Origin of the sequence: Rhizobium sp. CF142 (assembly GCF_000281145.1) — a bacterium.
Classification (GTDB): domain Bacteria; phylum Pseudomonadota; class Alphaproteobacteria; order Rhizobiales; family Rhizobiaceae; genus Rhizobium.
Genome location: NZ_AJWE01000109.1, coordinates 105,442 through 129,642, shown reverse-complemented (window position 1 = coordinate 129,642; position 24,201 = coordinate 105,442). Strand labels below are relative to the sequence as shown.

Sequence of the window (24,201 nt, the reverse complement as noted above, 5' to 3'; positions counted from 1 at the left end):
CTGCCTTCGTTTTGTCGTGGAACATCCATGTACATTCTGTTACTATCAAATTGATAGCAAGTCACTACTAAAAAGATATCGACATGAAAAAACTTTCGGATCAGCCCTGCCTTATCGCCCGCAGCCTGGCGCTCGTGGGCGATGCGTGGAGCATGCTGATCATGCGCGACGCCCATGCGGGGCTGACCCGCTTTGATGATTTTCGAAAAAGCCTAGGCATTGCCCCAACGATGCTGACGGGGCGGCTGTCATCGCTGACCGAGGAAGGGCTGCTGGAAAAACGTCGCTATTCCGAGCGCCCACCGCGCGACGAATATGTGCTGACAGAGGCCGGCCGCGACTTTTTGCCAGTTCTGTTTGCGATCGGCGCCTGGGGCCGCAAGCACCGCGGCGGCGGCGAAGTCACCCGCTTCTTCGATGCCGAAACCGGAACCGAGATCGATCCCGTCACCATCGATCGCGCGACCGGCGCCCCTGTTGGAACCCGCCCCATTCGCATCGCCGAACCAGGATGCACCGCCCCGCCGCAGGATCAGCAGGACTGACCGCCAGCGCAGGCTTGCTCCGACGTGTCTGCGACGCTCGAGCTCGCAGCTTAAGAGCAATGTCAGTGTCCATTGCCATCACAGTCTCCGGTGATGGCAAAGATGATCCTCAATCCAAACCCGAGCTTACGACTGCTGCAGCCCGTAGAGCAGCGGCATCAGCCCTGCGAGCGCCTTGAAACGCTCCCACGACTTGGACGACGGTTTCGTCCAGCCTGTTTCGGCAAGCGCGGACAGGCGCGGAAAGACCAGCCGATCGAAGACGGCGCGATCGGTCATCGGTTCGGACCAGATGCAGGCCTGAATGCCGCGAAGCTTCTGCTTCTGGGTTTCCGTCCAGCCGCTGACCGGATCGAAGGTGTAGAGCTTCTCGGCATCCGACGTGCCGGCCCAGCTGGCGCCCGGCTCGTCCCAGTCCGGCCGCAACGCCATGTCGAGATAGTAGACCTGTCCCGGGCAGACGACGATCTCATAGCCGCGATTGGCAAGTTCGGCGGCGACTTCCACATTGCGCCAGCTGCAAAGATAGCTCTTCGATTTGTCGATGACGTCGCCATGCGCCGCTTCTTCCCAGCCGCCGGTAATGCAGCCCTTAGAGGCGAGGAAGCTCTGAATGCGCTTCAGGAACTCTGCCTGCAGGAAGGCCGCACCCGAGCCATGGATGTCATCGGCTCCATGCGTGTTGGTGATCACGTTCAGGCGCTTGGCATGCGCATCGGCAACCTCATCACCGGCGAGCGAACGCAGCGCTAAGAGCGCCTCCGGCGAGCCCGACCATGCGCCGAGTGGCACTTCGTCGGCGCCGATGTGGATGGTCTTGAAGGGGAAAAGCTCGATGAGTTCCGAAAAGATCGTTTCGATGACCTCATAGGTCTTTTCGCGGGCGGGATTGATGCAATTGTCCGGGAAGCCCTGAACCGAATAGTAGCTGCCGGCCTCTTGCGGATCGCGCAGTTCCGGTATCGACTGCAGCATGGCGTAGCAATGGCCGGGTATGTCGATCTCCGGCACGATTTCGATGCCGAACCCTTGCGCGCAGGCGACAATCTCGCGAATGGCAACCTTAGTATAGTAGCCGCCGGTGGGGGCCGGGCTGGAGCCGAGCAGCGGCGGCAGGGCAAGACCGTGACCGCGCCATGCACCGATTTCGGTCAGCGCCGGATATGCATCGATTTCGACACGCCAGGCTTCGTCATCGGAGAGGTGCCAATGGAAACGGTTGAGCTTGTTCCAGGTCAGCACCGCCATCAGCTTCTTGATTTCGGCCTCGCCATAGAACTGACGGGCAACATCAAGATGCAACCCGCGCCAACCCATCGACGGCTCATCCACGATCTCGCCCGAGGCGGGGAACTGGAAAGTCCTTGGATGCAGGCGCGCACCGCGCCAGATCTGCCCGAGCGTCACAAGGCCGTAGAGGAAGCCGGCGCGACTGCTCGCCTCGACGGTGATCGCCTCGCCTTCGAAGCTCAGCCGATAGGCTTCGGGGCCGAAACCGGCAGTCTTCCTCAAGCTGACGCTTGAAGCGCCTTCCGCGGCAGTGCGGATGATGCCTTCGACAGCGAAGAGATGGTCGACCAGCGCCTTGAAGCTGTCGGCAGCCGCTTTTGCGTCCGGATCGTCGGCCTGCAGCGAAAACCCTGCCGGCAAGGGCTGACGCGACCCGACGGCGACGTGGTTCGGCCAGGGAATGATTGAAACCTGAACGGGCACAGTGGCAGGTACCGGAAAGATCTCCGCACCACGCTTCAATGGTGCATTGCTGGCGGAAGACCGCGTCGGCTCGAGCCCGAGCGAAACTGTGCTACCGTCGGCAAAGGCCAGATAAGCGCTCGTTGCACCATCCGTCCAATGACGGAACTGCCAGCTCAATGCATGGACGGAAATCGTCCAGGTCTCGCCCTTGTCGAGAATAAAGCCTTCCGGAGGATGAAATTCGGTGAAATTTGACAGCCTTTTGGAAACTGTCGCACCCTCGACGCGACCGGCGGGATCGACCCGCCCGGGCCCGCTGACGCAGAGTGAGAAGCCGGACAGCGGCTCGGCATTGAGGTTCTTGAGCTGCAGGACATAGGAAAAATCCTTGCCCTCGGCCGGCGGATTCCAGACTGTTTCGAGCCGCAGGGCCTGAGGTCGCGGTGTGGACATGATCGTTTCTTTCTATTCGTATTGTCGAAATCAGGATTTGAGCATCCCGGCATAGATGCCGGGAGCGGAATCGGGGATCGCAGTTGCGCCGACGGCTTTCTCGTAGAAGGCGGATGGGCCGACATCCCCGATGATCGCGTAGCCATAGCCCATGGTTTTCAAGTCATTGAGGCTGGCAAAGAGCAGTGCCCTGCCGATGCCAAGCCCGCGCAGGCTCTCGTCGACACCGGTCGGGCCGAAGAAGTCGGGTGCGGTCGCCTCGTGGCAGGAAAAGCCGACAAGCTTGCCTTCGCGCGTTGCAATGAAGCAGGTCGGCGGCTGCCGCGTCATCGCAACCGTTGCCTCGCTTGCCCAGGCTTCGCCGAAATGCTCGTCAATCCAGCGAACAATCAGCTTCAGTTCGGGCGGCAGTGCCCGGCGGATGGTGACACCTGCCTTCGCCATGGCGTCGGGTGACTTTGTGTCCTGCGGAAGGGTCGACAGGTTGACGAGATAATCCATGAAAGACGTCCTGTTAGCTCTGCGCGCCGAGCGCGCGCATGAAATGATTGGGACCGATTTGCTCGATCACGGTGGATTCCGGGCGGCTGAGTGACCGGACGCGCTCTGCCTGTTCGAGGAAGCGCGCGCTGCCGCCGGTAACGAAGGGCCGTCCTCCGTCAGGCACTGCGGAAAGCAGCAGTTGGGTATAGGGATGACGCGGACTGGAGAGCACCGTTTCGGTGTCGCCCCATTCGACCATTTGACCGGCAAACATCACGACGATCTCTTCAGCCACATGCGCCGCTGTCGCAATGTCATGGGTGATGTAAAGCATCGCCAGTTCATTCTCCTGCTTCACCCGGGCGAGCAGATCGAGGATGTCCTTGCGGATGGAAACATCGAGCATCGAGGTCGGCTCGTCGGCGACAAGCACGCTTGGCGATACCGCAAGTGCCCGGGCAATGTTGACGCGCTGCCGCTGGCCGCCCGACAGCTCATGCGGAAACTTCTGTTTCGACACGGCCGGGTCCAGGCCGACGCTTTCCAGCAATCCCGCAATGCCATTCTCAAGGTCGGTCCGCGACGTGTTCTGGCTGTGAAGCTGCAGCGGCCGGGAAAGATGATGGCTGACGGTGAAGGCGGGGTTGAGCGACGAGAACGGATCCTGAAAGACCATTTGCACGTCCTTGCGATAAAGACGCTCGTCTTTTGTCGTCCCCTGGGCGGTCAGATCCTGCCCGTGAAAGAACAGCTTGCCGCCGGTCGGCCTGTCGAGGCGCGCGATGATGCGGGCGCAGGTCGTCTTGCCGCAGCCGGATTCGCCAACAAGTGCCAGCGCACGGCCGGGAAAGAGCGAGAAGGAGACCCCCTTCAGCGCATGCACTGGGCCGAACTGGCGCCTGATCTCTTCAAGCCGTATGACGGCTCCGGCCGGGGACGGATGTACCTCGGACTTCATGCCAATGCTCCTGAAAGATGGGGCTTGCTCGGAAGCTGGGGAATGGCGTTCCAGAGCTTGCGCGTATAGTCGTGCAGCGGTGCCTGGCTGACCTGCCTGACATCGCCGACTTCGACGAGTTCGCCTTTCAGCATGATGCCGATACGCTGGCAGAGCTGCGCCATCAGATGCAGGTCGTGGGTGATGAACAGTACCGAGAAACCGTAAGTCCGCTGCAGATCGACGACCTGTTCGAGGATCTCGCGCTGCACGACGACATCGAGTGCCGTCGTCGGCTCGTCCATGATGATGAGCTCCGGCCTCAGCGCCAGGCAGATGGCAATGACGATGCGCTGGCGCATGCCGCCGGAAAACTGATGCGGATAGTCACTGATGCGCCGCGGCGGTATGCCGACGAGCCGGAACATCTCCTCGCCGCGCGCCCGTGACTCCTGGCGCGAGCAGCCGGTGTGCCGGTAAAGCACATCGTGGAACTGTGCCTCAACGCGCATCAAAGGATTTAGCGAGTTCATGGCGCTCTGAAACACCATGCCGATGCGCTTCCAGCGGATCCTCTGCAGCTCCCGCTCCGGCATTTTGAGCAGATCCTGCCCGTCCATGCGGATGCTGCCGCCGCTTATCCAGGCCGGCGCCTTGGAAAGGCGGGTGATGGCGTAGGCGATGGTGCTCTTGCCACAACCGGATTCACCCGCCAGCCCAAAGATCTCGCCTCGACCGATACTGAACGACACGTCCTTGACGGCGCGGAACTCGCCCTTGTCAAGCAGGTAGTCGACGTTGAGCCTTTCGATTTCTAAGAGATTGTCGCTCATCGGCCGGCCTCCAATTGACGGTTGCGGGCTCGGGTCAGGCGGAACCAGCGCGACAGCGCCGGCCCGGAGCGAAGCTGCGGATTGGCGATCTCGTCGAAGGTGAAGTTGAGAAGCGCAAGCCCGAGGCCTGTTACCGCAATGCCGATCGCCGGGACACCGACATCCCACCAGGCGCCGACCATGATCGCCGAAGCGTTCTGGGCATTATAGAGCATCGTGCCCCAGGATACTTTTAACGGATCGCCGAAGCCGAGATATTCGAGCGTCGTCTGCGCGACGATCGCATAGATGATGCTGCCGACAAGGTTGATACCGATCAGCGGTGTGAGGTTCGGCAGGATCTCCACGAAGATGATCCGCCAGGCAGGCTCGCCAATCATTTTCGATGCGGTGACGAAATCGCGATTGCGCAGCGCCATCGTCTGCGACCGTGTCATGCGGGCACCCCACGGCCACGAGGTCAGGGCGATGATCGTCATGATCGTCATCGGCCCGACCGTGCCGGCAAAAGAGGCAAGCAGGATCAAGAGCGGCATGTTCGGAACAACGAGTACCGCGTTTGTTGCGAGATCAAGGGCGGCATCCGTCTTGCCGCCGACATAGCCGGCGACGAGGCCGATGGCGGTGCCGATCACGGTGATCGCAATGCCCGTTGCAAAACCGACGGTGAGCGAACTGCGCGCACCCCAGACGAACTGGCGATAGACGTCGCGGCCCATCTTCGTCGTGCCGAGCACATGCTCGATGGACGGAGGCTGGTGAGAGCGGCCGACACGGGCGCCTGGTTCGCCGGGCGCGATGATCGGTGCAGATAGCGCCATGAGCCAGAGAGCGACAACAATGATGAGGCCGGCGACGGCCTTCTTCTGGCGAAGGATGGATCTCAGCGTGAAGCCCATTACACAGCATCCCGCAGTCGGGGGTCGATAAACCCGTAAATGATGTCGACGAGGAAGTTAGCCCCGAGGGTTGCGAGCGTCATCAGAAGTAGCTGCCCCTGGATGACCGGATAATCGCGGGCAATGCTCGCCGTATAGAGCGTCAGGCCGAGCCCAGGGTAATTGAAGACGATCTCGGTAACGATCGAACCGCCGAAGACAGCGCCAAGCATGAGGGCAAGGTTTGTCAGGACAGGAAGCATGGCGTTGCGCGCGCCATAGCCGAACATCACGTTAAGATGGCTGAGACCCTTGGCGCGAGCCATCGTCACATAGTCCTCGCCGAGGATCGAGATCATCGACGAACGCATTGTCGTCTGGAATTCACCGATCAGGAAAGGCGACAGCGTCAGCACCGGCAGGATGGCGTGCATGAAGACGCTGCCGGCAAAGGTGAAGTTGAACGCAGGATCGAGATTGGGGTCATAGGCGTAACCGACTGGAAACCAGCGCAGCGAGACGCCGAAGACGAAAAGCGTCGTCAGCGCGATGATGACAGGCGGCACGGAGATCATGATGACCGATAGCGGCGAGACGATCGTGTCGAAACGGCCACCGCGCCGCCATGCCGAGACAGCGCCAAGCACGACGCCGATGCAGAGCGAAAAGATGATGGCGGTCACGACGAGGAAAATGGTCCAGATCGTCGAGCGGCCGAGAACCTGGACGACGGTCTGGGGATAATATTTGACCGAGACGCCGAGATCGAAGGTCGCAAGCCCCTTCAGATAATCGACGAATTGCAGAAGCATCGGCTGATCGACGGCGCCGAAGCGAACCTTGATCGCCTCAACGGCTGCGGGTGTGGCCCGCGGGCCGAGCTGGGCGACCATCGCATCGACGGGTGTCCCCGGCATGAGCCGGGGAAGAATGAAATTCATCACGATGGCGAACGCCAGGGCGACTGCATAAACGCCGAGGCGCCGTCCGGAAACACGCATATCCCTTCCCTCGCCGGTCTTATTGGACCGGCTTCAGGCGCAGGAGATGCATAAGGCGCATCCGGTTGTTGTCATGATCTTCCGGGTTCATGACCGGATCCTTGTCGGTGACCCAGCCGGTGAAGCGCTTGCTGGAAAACTGATACCAGGTCGGTCCGTTGAAGACGGGCACAACCGGGAAGTCATCGGCAACCAGCAGCTGGATATCGTCGAAGATCTTCTTGTGATCCTCATCCGATGTCGCCTTCAGATATTGATCGAAGAGCGCGTCCAGCTTCGGATCCGAGTAGCGCGAGGGAGCGCCGGTGATGCGACCGCCATAGGCCGTCGAGAGGTTCTGGTAATAGCCGCGGAACGGTGTAGCGCCATCGGCGCGCGAGTTCATGACCACCTCGAAGCTGCCGTCGAGAATCTGTTTGCGCCATTGTTCGTATTCGGGGGTAGCAACCGAGGCATTGATGCCGGCCGCACGTAGGCCTTCAACAGCGATCTGCACGGCGTCGATCCAGTCCGTCCAGCCGTTTGGGACGATGATCGGAAAAGCGATCGGCTTGCCGCTGGGGGTCGTGCGGAAACCGTCTGAACCCTTCTTGTAGCCGGCATCGTCGAGGATCTTGTTGGCCTTGTCGGTATCCAGGCCCATGAAGGCGTCCTTGTCGCCCTCAGCCGCCTTGTTGCGCCAGCCTTCAAAACGCGGCGGCAGACCGGAGGCGTGCTCGTTGACAACGGGATAGCCGAAGCCGGCAATATCGACCATCGACTTGCGATCCATTGCGAGGCTGAAGGCGTGGCGGAAGTTGAGGTCCTTATAGGCTTCTAGATTGCCCTCGTCCTTGGTCTTGAAGTTCATCTGGAAGGCGACGGTTTCGGCCGGCGGCTGCCAATAGCCGTTATGTTCGGCGTCGAGCGCCACGAATGTCTTGTCGATCTCGGGAATGAAGGAGCCGATCCAGTCCATATTGCCCTCGGGCAGGATCGCGAGCATCTGGTCATTGCCGGAAATCTGCGGCAGGCGCAGGCAATCGACATGTAAAGAGGCGGCATCCCAATAGTTCGGGTTGCGGCACTGCTCATAAACTTGCGGTGTGAAGCGGCGCACCTCCGTCATCGGACCCGAGCCAACCGGCTTCTCGTTCTTGAACGCCACCGGATCGGAGACATCCCTCCAGACATGCTCGGGAACGACGGCGAGGTCGGCCAGCGTTTCTGGGAAGTCGGAATTGACGGCCTTGAGCTTGATCGCCACCTCGGTCGGCGACGGCGCCTCGACGGATGCCACTGTTTCACCGACGCCAACGGTATCGAGCGCGGCATTCTTCAACATCAGATCGATCGTATATTTCACGTCGGCGGACGTCAGCGGCTGACCGTCCGACCACTTCACGCCCGGGCGCAGTTCATAGGTGATCGACTTCATGTCGTCGGAAAACTTGTAGTTCGTGGCAAGGCGCCAGACAGGCTTGCCGCCGTCCTGTGCGTTGAAGATGACGAGCGGCTCATAGATGAAATCCATGGTGCTCTGCCGGCGGCCGGCAAGATCGAACGGATTGAAGTTCTGCACCCAGCTCGTCTGCTCTTCGATATGCATCGTCAGCACGGCTTCGGCGGCCGAAGTAGCCGACGCGCCAAACGCCATCACCGCCAGCAAGGCGGTCGTCCCCGCCCAGCCGGCACGCGCGGAAACACTGCGGAATACGCTCTTATCCAGTCCCATTTTCACGTTCCCTTAGTTGTTATTTTTTAGAGTCAATCAAATTGATTTAATCAAGCTAGCGCAAGATTTCCGATCCGGTCAATCGGGTGGAAATGAAAAATGAAATGAGGTATTGGCCAAACGAAGGGAAAACTGGCCATTTTGAAACCAATAATTGGCCAACCGCTTCAAACGACTTGAAAACCGAGTTTCATGCAGATCGATCGTCCCATCGCCCGCGACGCTTGCAATTTCCCTCCGCCCCGGAATTTGGAAAGTTGCGTTCGAAAACTCGGGCAGGAGTTCGCAAGATACCGACTGGCGCTCAAGGAGCGCCTTCGTGAACGTCGCTAGAGACGCTGGCTTCAAGGTTCTACCGGACGGCGAGCGGAAGCCCCGACGACACGCAACGACCGCGAGGAGTCGGCAGTCAAGCGAATGGGTGCAAACCGTACGTCCGCTAGTCGGCCGTGGTTCAGGCACCTAGGTCCGAACCTGTATTGGAACCGGATGTTCAGCGTTGCCTTGACGCAGCCCAAGAAGGCTTTCAATCTCTCGCGAACGACGATCAGGCGAACCAGTAGTCCCCCAGGTCCGCGACGACGGTATTCAGGAAACCGCTTTGGCTGCCTGGGGCCAGGTTCGTGGCATATGTAGCGAGTTCCACCGTCGACCCGTCGCCCGAAATGGCAGCGCCGACGCTATCGCCATTGGCTCCGGACGTGAGATTCGCCATCTTGCCGGTATGGGTGTCGTACACAAAGACGTCGACCGTGCTCCCGTTCAGATCGGCTTCGCCGGACACGAGGTTGGTCGCGTTGCTGGCGAAGGTCACGTAGCGACCATCGTCGGAAATGGACGCCCCTAAGGAAGTTCCGTTGGCACCGTGTGTGATGTTGTCCATGGTGCCGGTCTTCTGATTGAAGATGAAGATGTCGGTATTTCCATTCGAATCAGTCTCGCCCGCCACCAGGTTGGTCGCATCGCTAGAGAAGGCGACCATGTTGCCATGTTCCGAGAGCACTGGAGCACCGCTGAACCCGTTTCCTCCATGCGTGATGTTGTCCATCTTCCCGGTTGTGCGATCGAACACGAAGATATCGCCTTGACCATTATCATCAGACTCGCCGGGGACGAGATTGGTAGCAAAGCTATGGAACGCCACGGTCTTGCCGTCGCCGGACAGGGCCGGGCTGAAGCTGCCGCCGTCTGCGCCGTTCGTGATGTTCACGAAGCTGCCGCCGTGGCCCCGGTCGTAGATCAGCACGTCCTGCGTAGTGCCATTGGTGTCCGGCGCGAGGTTGGTCGCCGCGCTGTCAAGAGCCGCAATCCGTCCATCGTCTGAGAAGGAGGTGATGGAGCTGATGCCATCCGCTCCTTGTGTAATGTTGGTCAGGCTACCGGTTTTCCGATCGAGGACGAAGGTGTCTGTCGTCGTGATGTCCAGATCGGCCTCGGTATAGGCGACAAAGCGTCCGTTGCCGGAGACAGGCCCCGCTATGACGAAATGGTCGGCGGCGCTGGCAATTTCATGCGGCTGCCCATGAGACCAAAGGAAGACCTTGCTTGAGGTAAAATCGGGGCTGAACTCGCTGAAGGACAGTACCTTGCCATTGTCGGAAATCCCGCCTGGCAACACGTCGCCCGGCGGAACGGGAGACCCCTTGACCAGCGTGAAGGTCACGCCTGCCGGGACGCCATAGGTATCGGTGCCGATCTGCAGCGCCTCGATGCCCGTAAGCAGATCGACCCCGTCCGGTCCCGAAACCTGAAGACGGCCGTCGCTCAACCATTGAAAGCTGTAGTCTGTGACGGACCCGGAGAACACCGCCGTGTCGTAGCCCCCTCCGCCGTTGATGCTGTCGTCGCCCCCCAGCGCATTGATGACATCGTCGCCTTTCTTCGCGACGATGTCATCGGAATAGACGCTGCCGACCAAGTGGTCTGGGCGGTTGGTTCCTATGATTTTCTCATGCCTCATGATGCTTCTCCCGGTTTGCTGTGGCAAAGACTGGGCGGCAACGCAATTCTGGGGTGATATTGCTCAACAGGCGTCGCCGCTACTAGCAGGCAACAGAAAGACAATCTTGCTCGCATAAGTTTATCATGAATTGCCGTTTCAGGCAAAGCCTTCACCCGAAGTAGCCCGACGAGAAGGGGACAGTTCGCAGGAACCAGGCCTGATCACTCGGAATTCAGAGCAACTTTGGCGGGTTTGGCGCCCGATTGCCTGAATTGGGAAATTCCGGGTAACTCGGTCGACGGGAAGCATCACTGTCGCCCGCGCCCTGAGAGGCGCTGCCGCTCCAGTCGCGGCTGATTTTCGCGCAATTCTATGATGCCGTCACGCAGTCTCAACCTCATCGATAGGCCGAAAGGCATGCTTTCAGTTATGTTCGTCAAAATGGCATTTTAGCATTTCCGAAACGTCGTCCTTGATTCCTCCGACAATGAACACAATAAGAACATCCCAACCCAAAAAGAAGGATGACGGCGATGACCAATTTGCCGATCGATACGTCATGGCAAGAAGCAGACTTCGACAGGGTGCCTCTTGGCACGTACTGGACGCCACTCATTCCTGTAAGCATTCATGAGCTGGAACCTAGGCTTCGTGCCGCGCTCACGCTGGCCATCACAGCTCCTGAAAGAATGGATCAGTTCGAGACCCACCTTGCCCATGCCTTTGATATGGAGCCGGCAAATCACCCACCAGCCGTAGGCCACCGCCGTGAAAGCTAAATTGTCATACTTATTGTGCGTCGCGAAAAGTTTGGCGCAAGCGCCGTCAGCCAGACTGAATTTGTTGAAATGTGATTTTTTGATCCGGCCTATATTGAAGCCATGATGGCTTGCTTTTCAGGACAATCAGCCGTCCGGCATGTGCTGGGCGGCTTTTTCAAAGACTGTCGGCTCAGATCAGCCTCTTAAAGACCTACCGGAAACCCTTCGAACGGTTTGATTTCCTTAAGAACGAACGTGGTCTGCATTTCCTTGATGCGCGGCAGACGGCGCACGACCGACATGGCGAAATCGGCATAGGAATCGAGATCAGGAGAGACGACCTGCAGCAGAAAATCCGAGTCTCCGGCAATGCTGTAGCAGGCAACAACCTCCCGCAACCGTGCAACTTCGGCGGCAAAGGCGTCCGCCTCCGCCTCGTTATGGCCATCGATCTTCACCCGGATAAAGGCAAGGACTCCAAGCCCGAGTTTACGCCGGTTGAGATCGGCCCGGTAACCCCGGATCACACCTGTCTCTTCAAGTTGGCGCACCTTTCGCCAACAAGGAGACGTCGACATGCCGACGCGCTCGGACAGTTCCTGATTTGTCAGCCGCCCCTCAGCCTGTAGGCTTGAGAGAATTTTCAGCTCAACGGGCTCAAATGTCGTCATCGGCAATATCTACCCAAAAATTGCATCAACTGGGTAAAGCCTACCAAATATCTGCACTGAACGGCAATGTAAGATAAGATCCTTCAGCGGTGATCGCTTAGGCTGTGGCCATCGCAATCTCAGGTCTTTTCCATGCTCTCAGATATCCGCATTGCCATTGTCGTCGATCCCAAACTCCCGCCAGCCCTTATTGCAAACACCGTCAGCGCCATCGGCATAGGCATGGGCGCCAAGATGCCGCTTCTCGGCGCCGAAAGGCTCAGCGACCATGCCGGAAGGACCACCGATATCGTCTCCAACCGACCTGTCCCGATTCTGCAGGCCGACGGACAGATTATCCGCCAGATCATGTTGAAGGCGCTGAACCAGCCGGAGGAACATGCCATCGTACCGTTTCCCGCCTTTGCGCGGTCACTGCACGATTATACTGATTATCAGCGCAGTTTCCCGGACAGGGACTTGAGCGAAGAAGAGATCGATGGGCTGGGCCTTGCAGGGCCGGCGAAATGGGTGAGGTCGCTGACTGGTTCCCTGAAATTGCTGCGCTAGATCGCCGAGCAAGCACAGGTACCAACTTCGATCGCCTCAGGGAGCGACCGTCCTTCCGGCGAGGCGGCTACGACGCGGTGCCGTGAGCTCTGGTGTTAAATACCGCATGGGTGTCGGCGTTAGTGGCGATACAGGCCGACGGCAGGTAAGAGCAGATATCCAGCATCGACTTTGAAGGTTCCGCACAGAGATATCCAATTGGGTCTCGGAATCTTCACTGGCAATCGCTACTTCGTTCCTGATGTGATCGTGGGAGAAGGTGAGCCCGTGCAAGCGGACGTACAGAAAGATATGACGGTCTGGTTCCAGTCGCTGGAGCCCGTGAAGCCCGTTGAGATGGTCGGATTATGGCGAGGCGCCGGCGTTCCATCGGGACATCCGCTCGATGGCGTCCTCGAAAACCTGCGATGGTTCGGCAAGCGCTTTCATCCTGACATGCGGGCCGACGCCCTGCTCTTTCAGTGGCATCCGGCACGGCTCGTGGCCATCGATCCACGCTTCGTCCCTATCGGGTTCGCGATCAAGCTGGCGCCATTCGGACGGACCGCCTTCGCCCGGACCACGTTTTCGTATCTTCAGAAGGCATTCCGCGCGCGAGGCACGACAGCCGCACTGGAGGTTCGGACATTCGAGCACATCGCAAGCGCTGCAATGGTCTACAACGAGCAGCCGATCGTCGACCACTTTAGGCGGGTGGATGAAAATACGCTGGCTGGGATGATGTGCGTGCGCGACGACGGAAGGCGGTTCTTCTTCAAACTCACGAAGATCGACGCTCAGGCCTAGAACGATGTTGAGAACAATCGCATGGGCGATCACGGCAGCTTCGGTTGCGGGCAACGGTTTCGCCGCTGATGCGGATCGTGGCGCGAGAACTTTCCGGGCCTGTTCTTCATGTCACATCAACGATGACGCCAGGAGTACATTCGGCCCCTCTCTGAAGGGTATCGTGGGACGGCGGGCAGCTGTCATAGACGATTACGCCTACTCACCCGCCTTGAAGAAAGCCGGCGAAGACGGGCTTGTGTGGAACGAGCATGAACTTGCGGAATTTCTGACAAGCCCGAGCGGAAAAATCCCCGGCACAAAGATGCGCTTCTGGGGACTCTGGAGCTTCGAAATCGACGACCTCATCGCCTTCCTGAAGGCAAATCCGTAGTAGCGCCGGCGGAGGGCAGCAGGCCTATTAGAGCTCTGTCGCCTCCTCAACGTGAATTCGCAGATTGAACGCCTTCCGCAATTCAAGCGCTGGCAACGCATGACACCCTTGCTGCGAGTGATCTTCCCTCTAGTTCAGTATACCGCGTCGTGCCCTCGGTCGGCGCGGACCAAACTTGGGAGAAAGCGATGCAAGAGGCCCTCGTCGTTCGCCGCGAAACGCATCTTTCAGCGCCGCCTGCGGCCGTGTTCGCCCTGCTGACGGATCCGGAAAAGATCCTCCGCTGGATGGGGACGGAAGCAGAGATCGAGCCGCAGCCCGGCGGGCTCTATCTCGTCAACGTGACCGGGGCACGTTTCGCGCGCGGCTCTTTCCGCGAAGTGGTACCGGTCCATCGCCTGGCCTATAGCTTCGGCTGGGATGGCAGCGAGGTAGTGCCGCCGGGCTCGAGCCTGGTCGAGATCGATCTGATCGAACAGCCCGATGGAACGCTCCTGCGTCTGACGCATACCGGCTTGCCCAATGCCGAGCAATGCGCCGGCCATGCCGAGGGCTGGGCTCACTACCTTGGCCGGCTGAGCACCGTGGCGGCCGGACGCGACCCAGGACCCGATCCCTTCTACGGCAAGAAATGACCAAGCTTCTCGTTTGAAAGAGAAGCTGAATTCCCGAGGAAAGCGACGTTTGGCTGACATCAGGTGACCGCTATGGCATGATCGAGGCATGGATTTGCCCGCCCACCTCGCATGGCTGATCGATGAGGCCGGCGCCTCGTCCGGCCCCGAACACTTCATAGCCGAGCTTGGCCGCCAGTTGCTTGCCGACGGTTTGCCGCTCGCCGGCGGAGCCCTTACGCTTGCCGTTCCACATCCGATCATTGCGCGCCGCACCTGGTTGTGGCGGGCGGAGACTGGCGCCGTCATTGAGGCGCTCGACTTTGCCGGCAGCTTGCTCAACAAGGCTGCGGGCGACTGGCTTACCGCGCTTGGGCCAGTATACGAAGAAAAAACCGGCCGAGGCTCCGACAGTCCGATATTGGGCTGGGCCGGATCCCGCTCGTTCGATCCGGACGAGGCGAACCGGCTGCACCAGGCCGCACGCTTTGCAGTGGCACCCTTGGCGGCTCTGACCGCACGAACGGCACTGACAACCCTTCTAGAGGCCTATCTCGGTAAACGCAGCGCTGCGCAGGTGCAGGCCGGAGCGCTCGGCCGTAGCAGCGGTGAAACCATTCGCGCCGCTTTGCTCTGTGCTGACCTGCGCGATTTCACGGCCCTCTCCGAAGCAACCGAGCCCTCTCTCATGATCACCACTCTCGACGCCTGGTTCGATCGTGTTGCAGGCGCAGTACATGCTTTCGGGGGTGAGGTGCTGAAGTTCATTGGTGACGGTGTTCTGGCGATCTTTCCCGTTACCGGAACGCCCGGTGAGGCTTGCGAAGCGTCGCTACGCGCCGTCGCGGCCGCCCGTGCCGGCATGGCCCATCTCGACACCGCGCGGCAAGCACAAGGCCTGCCGCCGCTACCCTTCGGCATGGCGCTGCATTTTGGTGAAATGCTCTGGGGCAATATCGGTGCGGCCGACCGGCTGGACTTCACCGCAATCGGCCCCGCAGTCAATCTGGTCAGCCGGCTGGAGGGGCTCTGCAAGTCCCTTGGTCATCGTGTGCTCATATCAGGCGCGCTCGCTGCGGAGGTTGCGACGCAACTGGTCCCTCTGGGCGAACATCGGTTACGCGGCATCGCCGATCCCTGCACTGTCTTCACTTTGCCAAGGGCTTGAGCGACGCAGGTCGCGGCAATCGCCGGGACAGTGACACCAGTCAATCTGCCCCGGCAGTGAGCTCTCATTTGGCTGCTAGCAGATAGCCCTCGCTCAAATCGTCGAGCGCCGTGCCGTTGATCGTCACAGAGCACCGATCCGCGTCCACCTTTGAGACGGAAACCTGATATTTCCCGCTCGGCAGATCGAGTTCGGCGGAGAAGCCGTTCCAGCCGGCCGGCAGGACCGGCTTGACGTGCAGGCGGCCATGCTCCGAGCGGATGCCGAGGATGCCCTCGACTGCCACACGGTAGAGCCAGCCGGCCGAACCGGTATACCAGCTCCAGCCGCCACGGCCCTTGAGCGCACCTTCGCCATAGACGTCGCCGGCGATCACATAAGGCTCGATGCGATAGACGTCCGCAGACGATTTATCGAGCGAATGATTGATCGGATTCAGCATCTCGAAGGCCCGCCAAGCGTCTTCGGCGCGACCCATGCGGGCGAGAGCGAGGACCGCCCAGGTGGCAGCATGGGTATACTGCCCACCGTTTTCGCGAACGCCAGGCGGATAGGCCTTGATCACGCCGGGATCGTTGACCGGCTTGACGAAGGGCGGTGTCAGCAGGCGGATGAACTTGCCCTCTTCATCGACGAGCTTGTCGAGGACGGCCGTCATCGCCATCTCGCTGCGTTCCGGATTGCCCTCGCCCGACAGCACGCTCCAGGACTGAGCGATTGAGTCGATCTTATCCTCTTCGGACTGGCTGGAGCCAAGTGGCGCACCGTTATCATAGTAGCCACGGCGATAATATTCGCCGTCCCAGCCAGCCGTTTCGATCGCGCTCTTGAGCTTTTCCAGATGTGCGGTCCAGTGGCTGGCGCGCCGGGTGTCGCCACGAGCTTCGGCATAGGCGATGAAGCGACGCAACGCACCGGCCAGGAACCAGCCGAGCCAGACGCTTTCGCCGCGGCCGGCCATGCCGACGCGGTCCATCTTGTCGCACCAGTCACCGCTCATCATCAGCGGCAGGCCGTTGACGCCGGTACGTTTGATCGCGAGATCGAGACCGAGAGCGGCATGCTCATAGAGCGATGCGGTCGTGTCGGAAACACGCGGCTGCAAGAAGGCGTCATACTGGCCGGGGCTGAGCTGTGCGCCTTCGACGAAGGGCAGTATCTCGTCCATGATCGCGCTGTCCCCAGTCGCCGTGCAATACTGATCGACCGCATAGGCAAGCCAGACCGGATCGTCGGAGATGTTCGTGCGAACGCCGGCGCCGCTGTCAGCCAGCCACCAGTGCTGGAAGTCGCCTTCCGGGAACTGGCGCCTGCCGGTATTGAGGATTTGCTTACGGGCGATCTCTGGCGAGTGCAGCAGGAAGGCCAGCGAATCCTGCAGCTGGTCGCGCAGGTTCCACGCGCCGCTCGACTGGTAGAAGGCGGTGCGGGCCATGATACGGCAGCCGTAGGTCTGATAGGGCAGCCAGCTGTTGACCATGAAATCGAGGCGCTGATCCGGCGTCGAAACCCGCGTCTTGCCGGTAAAGTTCTTCCAGAAGTCACGGGTCTGACCGAGAACCTCTTCGAAGCTGCCGGAGCGGATCTCAGCAATCAGAGCAGCGGCTTCTTCCTGCGAGGCAGCATCGCCCATATAGAAGCAGATGTCGCGTACCTCGCCGGGCCCGATCGTCAGATCGAAGGCCATGGCGGCTGCCGGATCACCATCGAGATCCAAAGCGTTAGAGAGACGCGAGCCCGCCGAGACGGTGCGCGGCTGCTGGATCGTTCCGTGTCGGCCGATGAATTCGCGACGGCTGGTGGAAACGCTCGACGGCGTTTCGCTTGCCGCAAATGCCGCGACACGCGTCCCGAAGCTCACGCTGAACGGATTGCTCGCGAAGACCGCCCCGCTCGCGCTGTCGTAGCTGGAGATGATGAAGGGTTTGCTCTTCGTCGGGTTGTTGCCGAGGATCCATTCGGCATAGCCGTAAAGACGCAGCTTGCGTGCCTCGCCCGCATCATTGCGGATGCGCAGCTGCGTCAGCTTGATCGACTTCTGCATATGCAGGGTCTGCGTGACCTCCAGGGCGATCTCGTCCTGAACCGTCGAGAAGACAGAGTAGCCGAGGCCATGACGGGCTTCGAAGCGCGTATCTGAGCGCTGCGCCAGAGACGCATAGGGCACGATGACCGAGCCGCGGTCGAGATCCTTCAGGTAGAAGGCCTCGCCCGGCCGGTTGGTGACTGTGTCATTGGTCCAGGGTGTCAGCTGGTGGTCGCGGGAGTTCTGGCTCCAGGTGAAGGCAGCACCTTCGGCCGAAACATGGAAGCCGAAACTGTCATTGGCCATGATGTTGACCCACGGCTGCGGCGTCTGCTCGCCGCCCGACAGGCGTACGACATATTCGCTGCCATCGGCCGCAAAGCCGCCATAGCCGTTCCAGAAGGCGAGATCGCTTCCGTCAACCGGTTCCGGCGAGGCCAGGCCTCGGACCATCCTCGGCACCAATGTGGAATCGCCCCACTGGCCGAGCAGCGCGGGTGACCCGGCGACGGAACGAGCCTTCTGCAGCTGGTCGATCAGGCTACCCTCGCGGCCGCGCAGAACAACGCGCGAGGCGGCGATAATGGCGCTATAGGCTTCCGGTGTCGTCAGGTCCTTCCGCAGCACATAGATATTGCGCTGGATGCCGGCAATTTCGCTGGCATGACGCGCCGCATCGCAGAGCTGGTCGATCGTGCGCTGCATTTCCGCAGCCGCCTCGCCGGTGCGCTCGTTGAAGATCACGAGATCGACCTCGACGCCACGGGCCTGCAGGAGACCCTGAGCGCGCAGCAGCTCCTTGACGAGATCCGTGCCGAGTTCGTCGGTGATGCGCAGCGTCATCAGCGGTGCGTCGCCTGACAGCGTTGCCCCCCAGAGCACGGCCTGTGATTTCAGACCCTCGCGAACCAGCTTGTTGTCGGCCCGCAGTGCCATGTCGGGATAGATAATGTAGCGCGCAAAGCGCTGGTAGGCGGCGGCTTCCTTGGAATTGACGCCGATCTGGCGCAGCTGGGTCTGCGTTCTCGTCCAGGCCTGAATGAGACCCTGGGCGAAGCTTTCCGGCTGGCGGTAGTGCTCCAACGCCGCGTCGAGTTCAGTGCGATCGGCGGCCGCAATGGTCCAGAAGGTCACACTGACCTTCTCGCCGGCTGGCACACGAAGCGTACGGCGCAGCGACACGCAGGCATCCATTGTGAAGCCGTCGGTGCCCGACAGCTGCACGCCGGCATCGAAGGCGGCGGCTTCGGTCAGCGTCCGTCCCCGGCCGAGGAAGCGCATACGATCCGTTTCATACTGTGTTGGACCACTTTCGCCCGAAGTATCGACGATAAGCTGCGCAATCGCGATCTCGGGATCGGTCAATCCACGCTTCTGGCGTTCGACGACGATCGCATCGCCGGCTGCGGCGATTTCGGTCTTGAGGAACATGCGGGCAAACACCGGGTGACCCGTATCGACGACGTCGAGCGTGCCGACCGGCTCCATGTAGGAGGTCACTTCGATGACGCGATCCTGCGTGCCGGTATTGGTGATCGTCAGGCGACGGCCTTCCGCATCGCGATCGCTCGCGACGAAGACTTCCATTTCGCTCGTCAGCTCGCCGACGGTCTTGATGAATTCGGCCTTGTCGTCGCTGAAGCTGACGCGGACATGCTCGTTGGCGATCGAGCGCGGCTCGGCCGTTGCGGACCACCATTCGTTGGATGCCGTATCCCTCATGAAGACGAAGGAGCCCCAGCGATCTTCCGTTGGATCGGCCCGCCACCGGTTGATCGACAGGTTCCTCCAGCGGCTGTAGCCGGAGCCGGTGGCCGTCAACATGGTCGAGTAGCGGCCGTTGGACAGCAGCAGCAGTTCGCGCTCGCGCGATGCCGGATCTTCGAGGCGGCGCACTTCCGGACGCATAAGGTCGCCCTGGATGGTGGCAGGCGCATCGGTCTCGTGCTTGGCCGCCATGACCGGAATGTCGCGCGGTGCCTTTTCCTGCAGCAGCAGCTCGGCCGCCTCGATGACGGGATCGGCGTGGAAGAGTTCGCGCAGCATGCCGTCGAAGGCGACGTTGGCAACGGCCGCAATCGACATGCCGTGATGGTGCGCATAGTAGTTATAGACCACTGCGCACTGCTTGCCTTCCGGCACGCGGTTCGGCGTGAAATCGACGGCATCATGGAAACCGTACATGCCGAGCGCACCAAGGGTCCGCAGCCTGTTGAGATTTTCGAGGGCGGCGACCGGGTTGTACTGGCTCGCCAGCAGCGAGGCATAGGGCGCGATGACGGCATTCTGGCCGAGGCCGCGCTTCAGGCCGAGCGTCGGCACGCCGAAATTGCTGTACAGATAGTTCATCTGGTGGTCGCGAGCATTGAAGGCCGCTTCCGAGATGCCCCAGGGAGTGCCGAGCTTGCGGGCATAGTTCATCTGCTCGAGAACGATCAGATTGTTGGTCTGGTTCAGAACACCACCGCTGCGCTCCTGCATGACGAGCGGCGGCATCAGATATTCGAACATCGAACCGGACCAGGAGACCAGCGCGCCGCGCGGGCCGACCGGAACGACGTGACGGCCGAGCTTGTACCAGTGCTCCGTCGGCAGGTCGCCCTTGGCGACGGAAAAGAGACTGGTCAGACGTGCTTCCGAAGCAAGCAGATCGTAGCAGGCCGCATCCACTTCTTCCGTCTCGACCCGAAAGCCGATCGACAGCAGCCGGCGCTCGGGGCGGTAGAGGAAGCTGAAGTCCATGTCGAAAGCAATTTCGCGGGCGCGATTGCCGACGCGGGCCAGCCTTTCGCTGATGGCATCCACCTGTGAAGCATCGAAAGCCTTGTCGGTCTGATGAAGCTCGCAGGTAGCCACGAGCTTTTCGGCCCATTGCACGACCTCATCGCTTTGCGCCGTCTTCACTTCGCGGTCGAGGCTGCCAGCAAGTTCGCGGATTTCGCGGGCCTGTCCGGCAAATCGCTCGATCAGGCCGGAGGAGAATTCTCTCTCCCGCTTGCCGGTGGCAACCGCCGTTTCGAGATCGGCGATCCGGCCATCGAGGCGATCGTGAAGGGATCGGACCGACTTGTCTTCTTCTCGAAGCTCGTTCAGCACCTCGCGAAGAATGGCTGCGACATCGCCAATGCCATCGAGATCGGTGTGAATGTGGGCAAGCGGAGCCTGCGCCCAGATGCGGCAGGCAGACGACACCGCAATCAGATGGCCGGCAAAATTACCGCTGTCGACCGATGACACATATCGGCGGCCGAGCGGCTTCAGCGTGTCGGTATGATACCAGTTGAAGAGATGGCCGCGATATTTCTCAAGCCTGTCGACGGTTTCGATCGTTTGCTCGATGCGTTTGACCGCATCTTCGAAGGAAATCCAGCCGAAACGACGTGCCGAAATCACCGACAGAAGGTAGACGCCGATATTGGTCGGCGAGGTACGCATGGCGACGACGGCATGCGGCGTCTGCTGAACGTTGTCCGGCGGCAAGTAATGCTGGCCGGGAACCACGAAATGGTCAAAATACCGCCAGGTGCGTCTTGCGATCTTGCGCAATTCGTTGCGGACATTGTCGGGCACATCGAGCCGGTCCTCAGTTTCCGCCGTCTGGCTGACCGTCCAAGCGATAGCCGGCGAGAGGACCCACAAAATAACGAAGGGAAGGCCGACCATCCAGGCGCTGTCGCCGGAGGAAATGACGAAAAGCAATGCCAGGATGGCGAGCACCGGAGCCCGCCACATGACTTTGTAATGGCCGAGGATGGTCGTCTGCGCCATGGCCTGGGCGCTTGCGGCGGTGCGCCACTGCAGCATCAGCTTGCGGCTGACGAACAGGCGGTAGAGCGAGCGGATAATGGCGTCGGCCATGACGCAGGCGGTGTCGGCGATGAAGACGATGCGCATCGCCACCTGGGCGTTGGCATTCTCGATATCTTTCCAGACAGTATGCAGATGGGCCTGCAGGATGATGTCGCTGGTGCGCGGGATGATGCCGTTGATCAGCGACAGGGTCGGTGCGACGAACAGGCTGAAGATCAGCAGGATCTGCCAGATGAGCGCACCGAGCGGATCCATCCAGTACCAGCCGAGCACGGATGCCAGGAACCAGGCGATCGGCGTCAGCGAGCGACGCAGGTTGTCGAACATCTTCCAGCAGCCGAGTGCAGTGACGCCACGGCGATCGTCGAAGATGTAAGGCAGAAGCTGCCAGTCGCCACGCGCCCAGCGATGCTGGCGCGAGACTTCCACTTCGTAGCGGATCGGAAAGTCCTCGACCAGTTCACAATCCGTCACCAGCGCGCAACGCGCCATCGAGCCTTCAAGCAGGTCGTGGCTGAGAACCGAGTTTTCCTTGATCCGTCCCTTCAGTGACGCTTCGAAGGCATCGACGTGATAAAGACCTTTGCCGGTGAAGGTGCCTTCGCCGGTGATGTCCTGATAGACGTCGGAGACGGCAAAGACATAAGGATCGAGGCCGCGGTTGACCGAGAAGACACGCTGGAAGGTCGATGCATCCTTGCCTGTCGTCAGCGACGGCGTCACACGGGGCTGAAGCACGCCATAGCCATCGACGACCCGCTGTTTCCTGGCGTCGAAGACCGGGCGATTGATCGGATGATGCAGCTTGCCGACAAGCTTGGTCACAGTGTCGCGGACGACGCGCGTGTCGCTGTCGAGCGTCATGACATATTTCACGTCCTGCGGCACAATATCGGCGCCCGGCAGGAAACTCGTGTTCGGCTCGCCGCGCAGCAGCGTGTTGAGTTCATGCAGCTTGCCGCGCTTGCGCTCCCAGCCCATCCAGGCGCCTTCGGCGGGATTATATTGGCGGCGGCGATGCAGCAGATAGAAGCGCTGCTTGCCGTCCTCGGCGTAACGTGCCTCCAGATTGGCGATCTTGCTCAATGCGTAGTCGAGCACTTCGAGATCGCGGGCACTCTGTTCCTCCTGTGCATCCGGCCAATCGCTCAAAAGCGCGTAATAGATTTCACCGCGCGCATTGGCGAGATAATGGACCTCGAGATTGCGGACGAGTTCATCGACATGCTCGCGCTTGCCGATCAGGCAGGGGATGGTGACGAGCGTGCGGGCGTCTGCCGGTAGGCCCTTCTTGAATTCGTAGCCGACCAGACGGTCGGGCGTGATGAAGAAGGTGGCGAAGAAGTTGAAGAGACCGGTCGCTCCCTCTGATGCGGGAAGCGCGAACATCAGCAGCAAAACGATCGTCGCGAAAAGCGGCATGCCGGCATCCACAAAAATCGCATCCGTGATGACCAGCGCCAGCAGCGTCAGCAGCAGAACCGGCACGGAGATCGCCAGCCAGTTCAGCTCGCGGATTACGCGCATGAACCGCAGGCCAAGCGTCGGTCGGAAGCCGATTTCAGTCTCCAGCGCCGGACGCCCGTTGCCGACGAAATAATAGCCGACATTGCCGGCGGAGGAAGATGGGTCCTGGCTTCCTGCCTTTGCGCGGTCAGCCAGGCGCACGGCCGCCTCGGCGATATCCATTTCCGTCTTGTCGGAGCGCTTGGCAAGCTTTTCGATCTGGCGGCGGTAGCTGTTGCGGGAGCCGGAATCGAGCTCGGCATAATCCGTCTGCTGCCAGAGCAGCTTGTCGATCGTGCTGACCTCTTCGACCCATTCGGACCAGTCGGTGTCGTTTATCTCGCGCAGGCTCTTGATGATGCTGCCCATCAGCGTATTGGCCGCGCCAAGACGCACCTGCTCGGCCGACATCACCGTTTCGGCATCGCTCCCCTTTGCCGCGAGCTTGGCCTCGAGCCAGCTCAGCGCAGCTTCGGTCGGCTCCAGCGCGTTACGCAGGCGATAATGCAGCTGGGTGACGAAGGTCGTATCGTCGAGATTGGCGACCAGCGTCTCCAGGAAACCGGCGGACCCGGCATCACCGAGCGCAATCGCCTGGGTGGCCGCTGCATTGGCGCTGGTGCGCATTTCGCGGCTCTTGTCGACATGCGTCGCAACATGGCGAAGGTTGTCGATGAGCACGTAACGGACGAGCGATGGCAGCGCCCAGAGTTCGCCGATGCGCAGCGTCTCCCTGTCCTGGAAGCCTTCCGTGACCGCGGCCATACCAGCATTGCTGATATTGCTATGGGCATGCGCCATGTAGAGCCAGGCAAGCGCCAGCGTGCGCGGCACTTCCGTTCCGTCAAGCTTGATCTTGCGCAGTTCGCGATAGAATTTCTTCGGAAAGTCACGACGGACTTCCTGGATGGCTTCCTCGACGATGTAGTGGTTGTCGAGCAGCCATTCGGTCGCCGGTGTAATGCTCTCGCCCGCATCGACATCCTTTGCAGCAGCGCGATAGACCCTAAGGATCTCGGCTTCGTTCTCCCGGTGACGCTGGAAGAAATCGAAATTCTTGAAACTCGCCACGTCAAGGGCGCGGTTTTCCGCAAACTGCGCGGCCTTTACCCTCAGTTGATCATTCGACAGGAGAGTGGCGCGGATACCGAAATCGGGATCAGCGGCGGTAGCATGAACATTCGCGCCCGAAGCGCCCGTAATATTTTGAGAGGACATGGTGTTTTCTCTTCTACTGAGTTCGTGTCCGGCCGATGCATTCTTGCAGAACTGGATGCGAGAAGGGGCACGAGCGTTTCGAATTGGGCATCTTCATTGCTTTTGAGCGGGAGTTTACATTCAAACGTGGATTGTTCGAAATGGCGGATAGTGGTCAATAGCGGCCGCAAAATGAACGGACGATTAATCGAACCGTTGGCCGGGTAAAATGAACCCCTATCGCCATGCCGCCGCGTCC

Annotated in this window: 17 protein-coding genes; 7 read left to right on the top strand and 10 right to left on the bottom strand. The window is 60.4% G+C overall.

Annotated elements, in window-relative coordinates:
- Window positions 1-83 precede the first annotated feature (83 nt).
- On the top strand, window positions 84-545 hold the full coding sequence (locus PMI11_RS26395; RefSeq protein ID WP_007823413.1) for a winged helix-turn-helix transcriptional regulator: 462 nt from the start codon (window positions 84-86) through the stop codon (window positions 543-545).
- Between the two features lie 126 nt (window positions 546-671).
- On the opposite strand, the gene PMI11_RS26390 is transcribed toward PMI11_RS26395, so the two are convergent.
- The 8 genes from PMI11_RS26390 to PMI11_RS26355 form a co-directional block, all read right to left on the bottom strand.
- Window positions 672-2,693, bottom strand: coding sequence for a beta-N-acetylhexosaminidase (locus PMI11_RS26390; protein ID WP_007823412.1), 2,022 nt, complete (start codon window positions 2,691-2,693; stop codon window positions 672-674).
- A gap of 30 nt (window positions 2,694-2,723) precedes the next feature.
- On the bottom strand, window positions 2,724-3,194 hold the full coding sequence (locus tag PMI11_RS26385) for a GNAT family N-acetyltransferase (RefSeq protein ID WP_007823411.1): 471 nt from the start codon (window positions 3,192-3,194) through the stop codon (window positions 2,724-2,726).
- A gap of 13 nt (window positions 3,195-3,207) precedes the next feature.
- Window positions 3,208-4,134: an ABC transporter ATP-binding protein gene (locus PMI11_RS26380; RefSeq protein ID WP_007823410.1), complete on the bottom strand. Its 927-nt coding sequence runs from the start codon at window positions 4,132-4,134 to the stop codon at window positions 3,208-3,210.
- Window positions 4,131-4,946, bottom strand: a complete 816-nt coding sequence (locus PMI11_RS26375) for an ABC transporter ATP-binding protein (protein WP_007823409.1) — start codon at window positions 4,944-4,946, stop codon at window positions 4,131-4,133. The genes PMI11_RS26380 and PMI11_RS26375 overlap by 4 nt, the downstream gene beginning before the upstream one ends.
- The gene (locus PMI11_RS26370; RefSeq protein ID WP_007823408.1) at window positions 4,943-5,845 is read right to left on the bottom strand and encodes an ABC transporter permease; all 903 of its coding nucleotides are present in this window, start codon (window positions 5,843-5,845) and stop codon (window positions 4,943-4,945) included. The genes PMI11_RS26375 and PMI11_RS26370 overlap by 4 nt, the downstream gene beginning before the upstream one ends.
- Window positions 5,845-6,825 carry an ABC transporter permease gene (locus tag PMI11_RS26365; RefSeq protein WP_007823406.1) on the bottom strand — a complete coding sequence of 327 codons (981 nt, stop codon included), beginning with the start codon at window positions 6,823-6,825 and terminating at the stop codon, window positions 5,845-5,847. Before PMI11_RS26365 ends, PMI11_RS26370 begins: the two co-directional genes overlap by 1 nt.
- Window positions 6,826-6,844: 19 nt before the next feature.
- Window positions 6,845-8,539, bottom strand: a complete 1,695-nt coding sequence (locus PMI11_RS26360; protein WP_007823403.1) for an ABC transporter substrate-binding protein — start codon at window positions 8,537-8,539, stop codon at window positions 6,845-6,847.
- Between the two features lie 547 nt (window positions 8,540-9,086).
- Window positions 9,087-10,499, bottom strand: a complete 1,413-nt coding sequence (locus tag PMI11_RS26355) for a PD40 domain-containing protein (protein ID WP_007823401.1) — start codon at window positions 10,497-10,499, stop codon at window positions 9,087-9,089.
- Window positions 10,500-11,014: 515 nt separating this feature from the next.
- Here PMI11_RS26355 and PMI11_RS26350 point away from each other — a divergent pair.
- On the top strand, window positions 11,015-11,260 hold the full coding sequence (locus tag PMI11_RS26350) for a hypothetical protein (protein WP_007823394.1): 246 nt from the start codon (window positions 11,015-11,017) through the stop codon (window positions 11,258-11,260).
- Between the two features lie 185 nt (window positions 11,261-11,445).
- Here PMI11_RS26350 and PMI11_RS26345 read toward each other — a convergent pair whose 3' ends face one another.
- On the bottom strand, window positions 11,446-11,913 hold the full coding sequence (locus PMI11_RS26345; RefSeq protein ID WP_007823392.1) for an Lrp/AsnC family transcriptional regulator: 468 nt from the start codon (window positions 11,911-11,913) through the stop codon (window positions 11,446-11,448).
- Window positions 11,914-12,045: 132 nt separating this feature from the next.
- Between PMI11_RS26345 and PMI11_RS26340 the strand changes: the two genes are divergently transcribed.
- The 5 genes from PMI11_RS26340 (at window position 12,046) to PMI11_RS26320 (ending at window position 15,403) form a co-directional block, all read left to right on the top strand.
- Entirely contained in the window at window positions 12,046-12,462 is a 417-nt protein-coding gene (locus PMI11_RS26340; protein ID WP_007823390.1) for a DUF2000 domain-containing protein, read from the top strand.
- 243 nt (window positions 12,463-12,705) lie between these two features.
- Window positions 12,706-13,248, top strand: coding sequence for a GXWXG domain-containing protein (locus tag PMI11_RS26335; RefSeq protein ID WP_051034654.1), 543 nt, complete (start codon window positions 12,706-12,708; stop codon window positions 13,246-13,248).
- A gap of 4 nt (window positions 13,249-13,252) precedes the next feature.
- Window positions 13,253-13,621 carry a c-type cytochrome gene (locus PMI11_RS26330; RefSeq protein ID WP_007823386.1) on the top strand — a complete coding sequence of 123 codons (369 nt, stop codon included), beginning with the start codon at window positions 13,253-13,255 and terminating at the stop codon, window positions 13,619-13,621.
- A gap of 188 nt (window positions 13,622-13,809) precedes the next feature.
- Complete coding sequence (locus tag PMI11_RS26325) at window positions 13,810-14,256, top strand: SRPBCC family protein (protein ID WP_007823384.1); 447 nt, start codon at window positions 13,810-13,812, stop codon at window positions 14,254-14,256.
- Window positions 14,257-14,344: 88 nt separating this feature from the next.
- Window positions 14,345-15,403, top strand: a complete 1,059-nt coding sequence (locus PMI11_RS26320; RefSeq protein ID WP_037072191.1) for an adenylate/guanylate cyclase domain-containing protein — start codon at window positions 14,345-14,347, stop codon at window positions 15,401-15,403.
- A 64-nt stretch (window positions 15,404-15,467) separates the two neighbouring features.
- Here the strand turns inward: PMI11_RS26320 and PMI11_RS26315 are convergent, their stop codons facing one another.
- The gene (locus PMI11_RS26315; RefSeq protein ID WP_007823380.1) at window positions 15,468-23,963 is read right to left on the bottom strand and encodes a GH36-type glycosyl hydrolase domain-containing protein; all 8,496 of its coding nucleotides are present in this window, start codon (window positions 23,961-23,963) and stop codon (window positions 15,468-15,470) included.
- Between the last annotated feature and the right edge of the window lie 238 nt (window positions 23,964-24,201).

What these genes read in the sequence shown, in the direction of transcription:
- PMI11_RS26395 (WP_007823413.1), top strand. Translation starts at nt 84, where the DNA reads ATGAAAAAACTTTCGGATCAGCCCTGCCTTATCGCCCGCAGCCTGGCG.
- PMI11_RS26390 (WP_007823412.1), bottom strand. Translation starts at nt 2,693, where the DNA reads ATGTCCACACCGCGACCTCAGGCCCTGCGGCTCGAAACAGTCTGGAAT.
- PMI11_RS26385 (WP_007823411.1), bottom strand. Translation starts at nt 3,194, where the DNA reads ATGGATTATCTCGTCAACCTGTCGACCCTTCCGCAGGACACAAAGTCA.
- PMI11_RS26380 (WP_007823410.1), bottom strand. Translation starts at nt 4,134, where the DNA reads ATGAAGTCCGAGGTACATCCGTCCCCGGCCGGAGCCGTCATACGGCTT.
- PMI11_RS26375 (WP_007823409.1), bottom strand. Translation starts at nt 4,946, where the DNA reads ATGAGCGACAATCTCTTAGAAATCGAAAGGCTCAACGTCGACTACCTG.
- PMI11_RS26370 (WP_007823408.1), bottom strand. Translation starts at nt 5,845, where the DNA reads ATGGGCTTCACGCTGAGATCCATCCTTCGCCAGAAGAAGGCCGTCGCC.
- PMI11_RS26365 (WP_007823406.1), bottom strand. Translation starts at nt 6,825, where the DNA reads ATGCGTGTTTCCGGACGGCGCCTCGGCGTTTATGCAGTCGCCCTGGCG.
- PMI11_RS26360 (WP_007823403.1), bottom strand. Translation starts at nt 8,539, where the DNA reads ATGGGACTGGATAAGAGCGTATTCCGCAGTGTTTCCGCGCGTGCCGGC.
- PMI11_RS26355 (WP_007823401.1), bottom strand. Translation starts at nt 10,499, where the DNA reads ATGAGGCATGAGAAAATCATAGGAACCAACCGCCCAGACCACTTGGTC.
- PMI11_RS26350 (WP_007823394.1), top strand. Translation starts at nt 11,015, where the DNA reads ATGACCAATTTGCCGATCGATACGTCATGGCAAGAAGCAGACTTCGAC.
- PMI11_RS26345 (WP_007823392.1), bottom strand. Translation starts at nt 11,913, where the DNA reads ATGACGACATTTGAGCCCGTTGAGCTGAAAATTCTCTCAAGCCTACAG.
- PMI11_RS26340 (WP_007823390.1), top strand. Translation starts at nt 12,046, where the DNA reads ATGCTCTCAGATATCCGCATTGCCATTGTCGTCGATCCCAAACTCCCG.
- PMI11_RS26330 (WP_007823386.1), top strand. Translation starts at nt 13,253, where the DNA reads ATGTTGAGAACAATCGCATGGGCGATCACGGCAGCTTCGGTTGCGGGC.
- PMI11_RS26325 (WP_007823384.1), top strand. Translation starts at nt 13,810, where the DNA reads ATGCAAGAGGCCCTCGTCGTTCGCCGCGAAACGCATCTTTCAGCGCCG.
- PMI11_RS26320 (WP_037072191.1), top strand. Translation starts at nt 14,345, where the DNA reads ATGGATTTGCCCGCCCACCTCGCATGGCTGATCGATGAGGCCGGCGCC.
- PMI11_RS26315 (WP_007823380.1), bottom strand. Translation starts at nt 23,963, where the DNA reads ATGTCCTCTCAAAATATTACGGGCGCTTCGGGCGCGAATGTTCATGCT.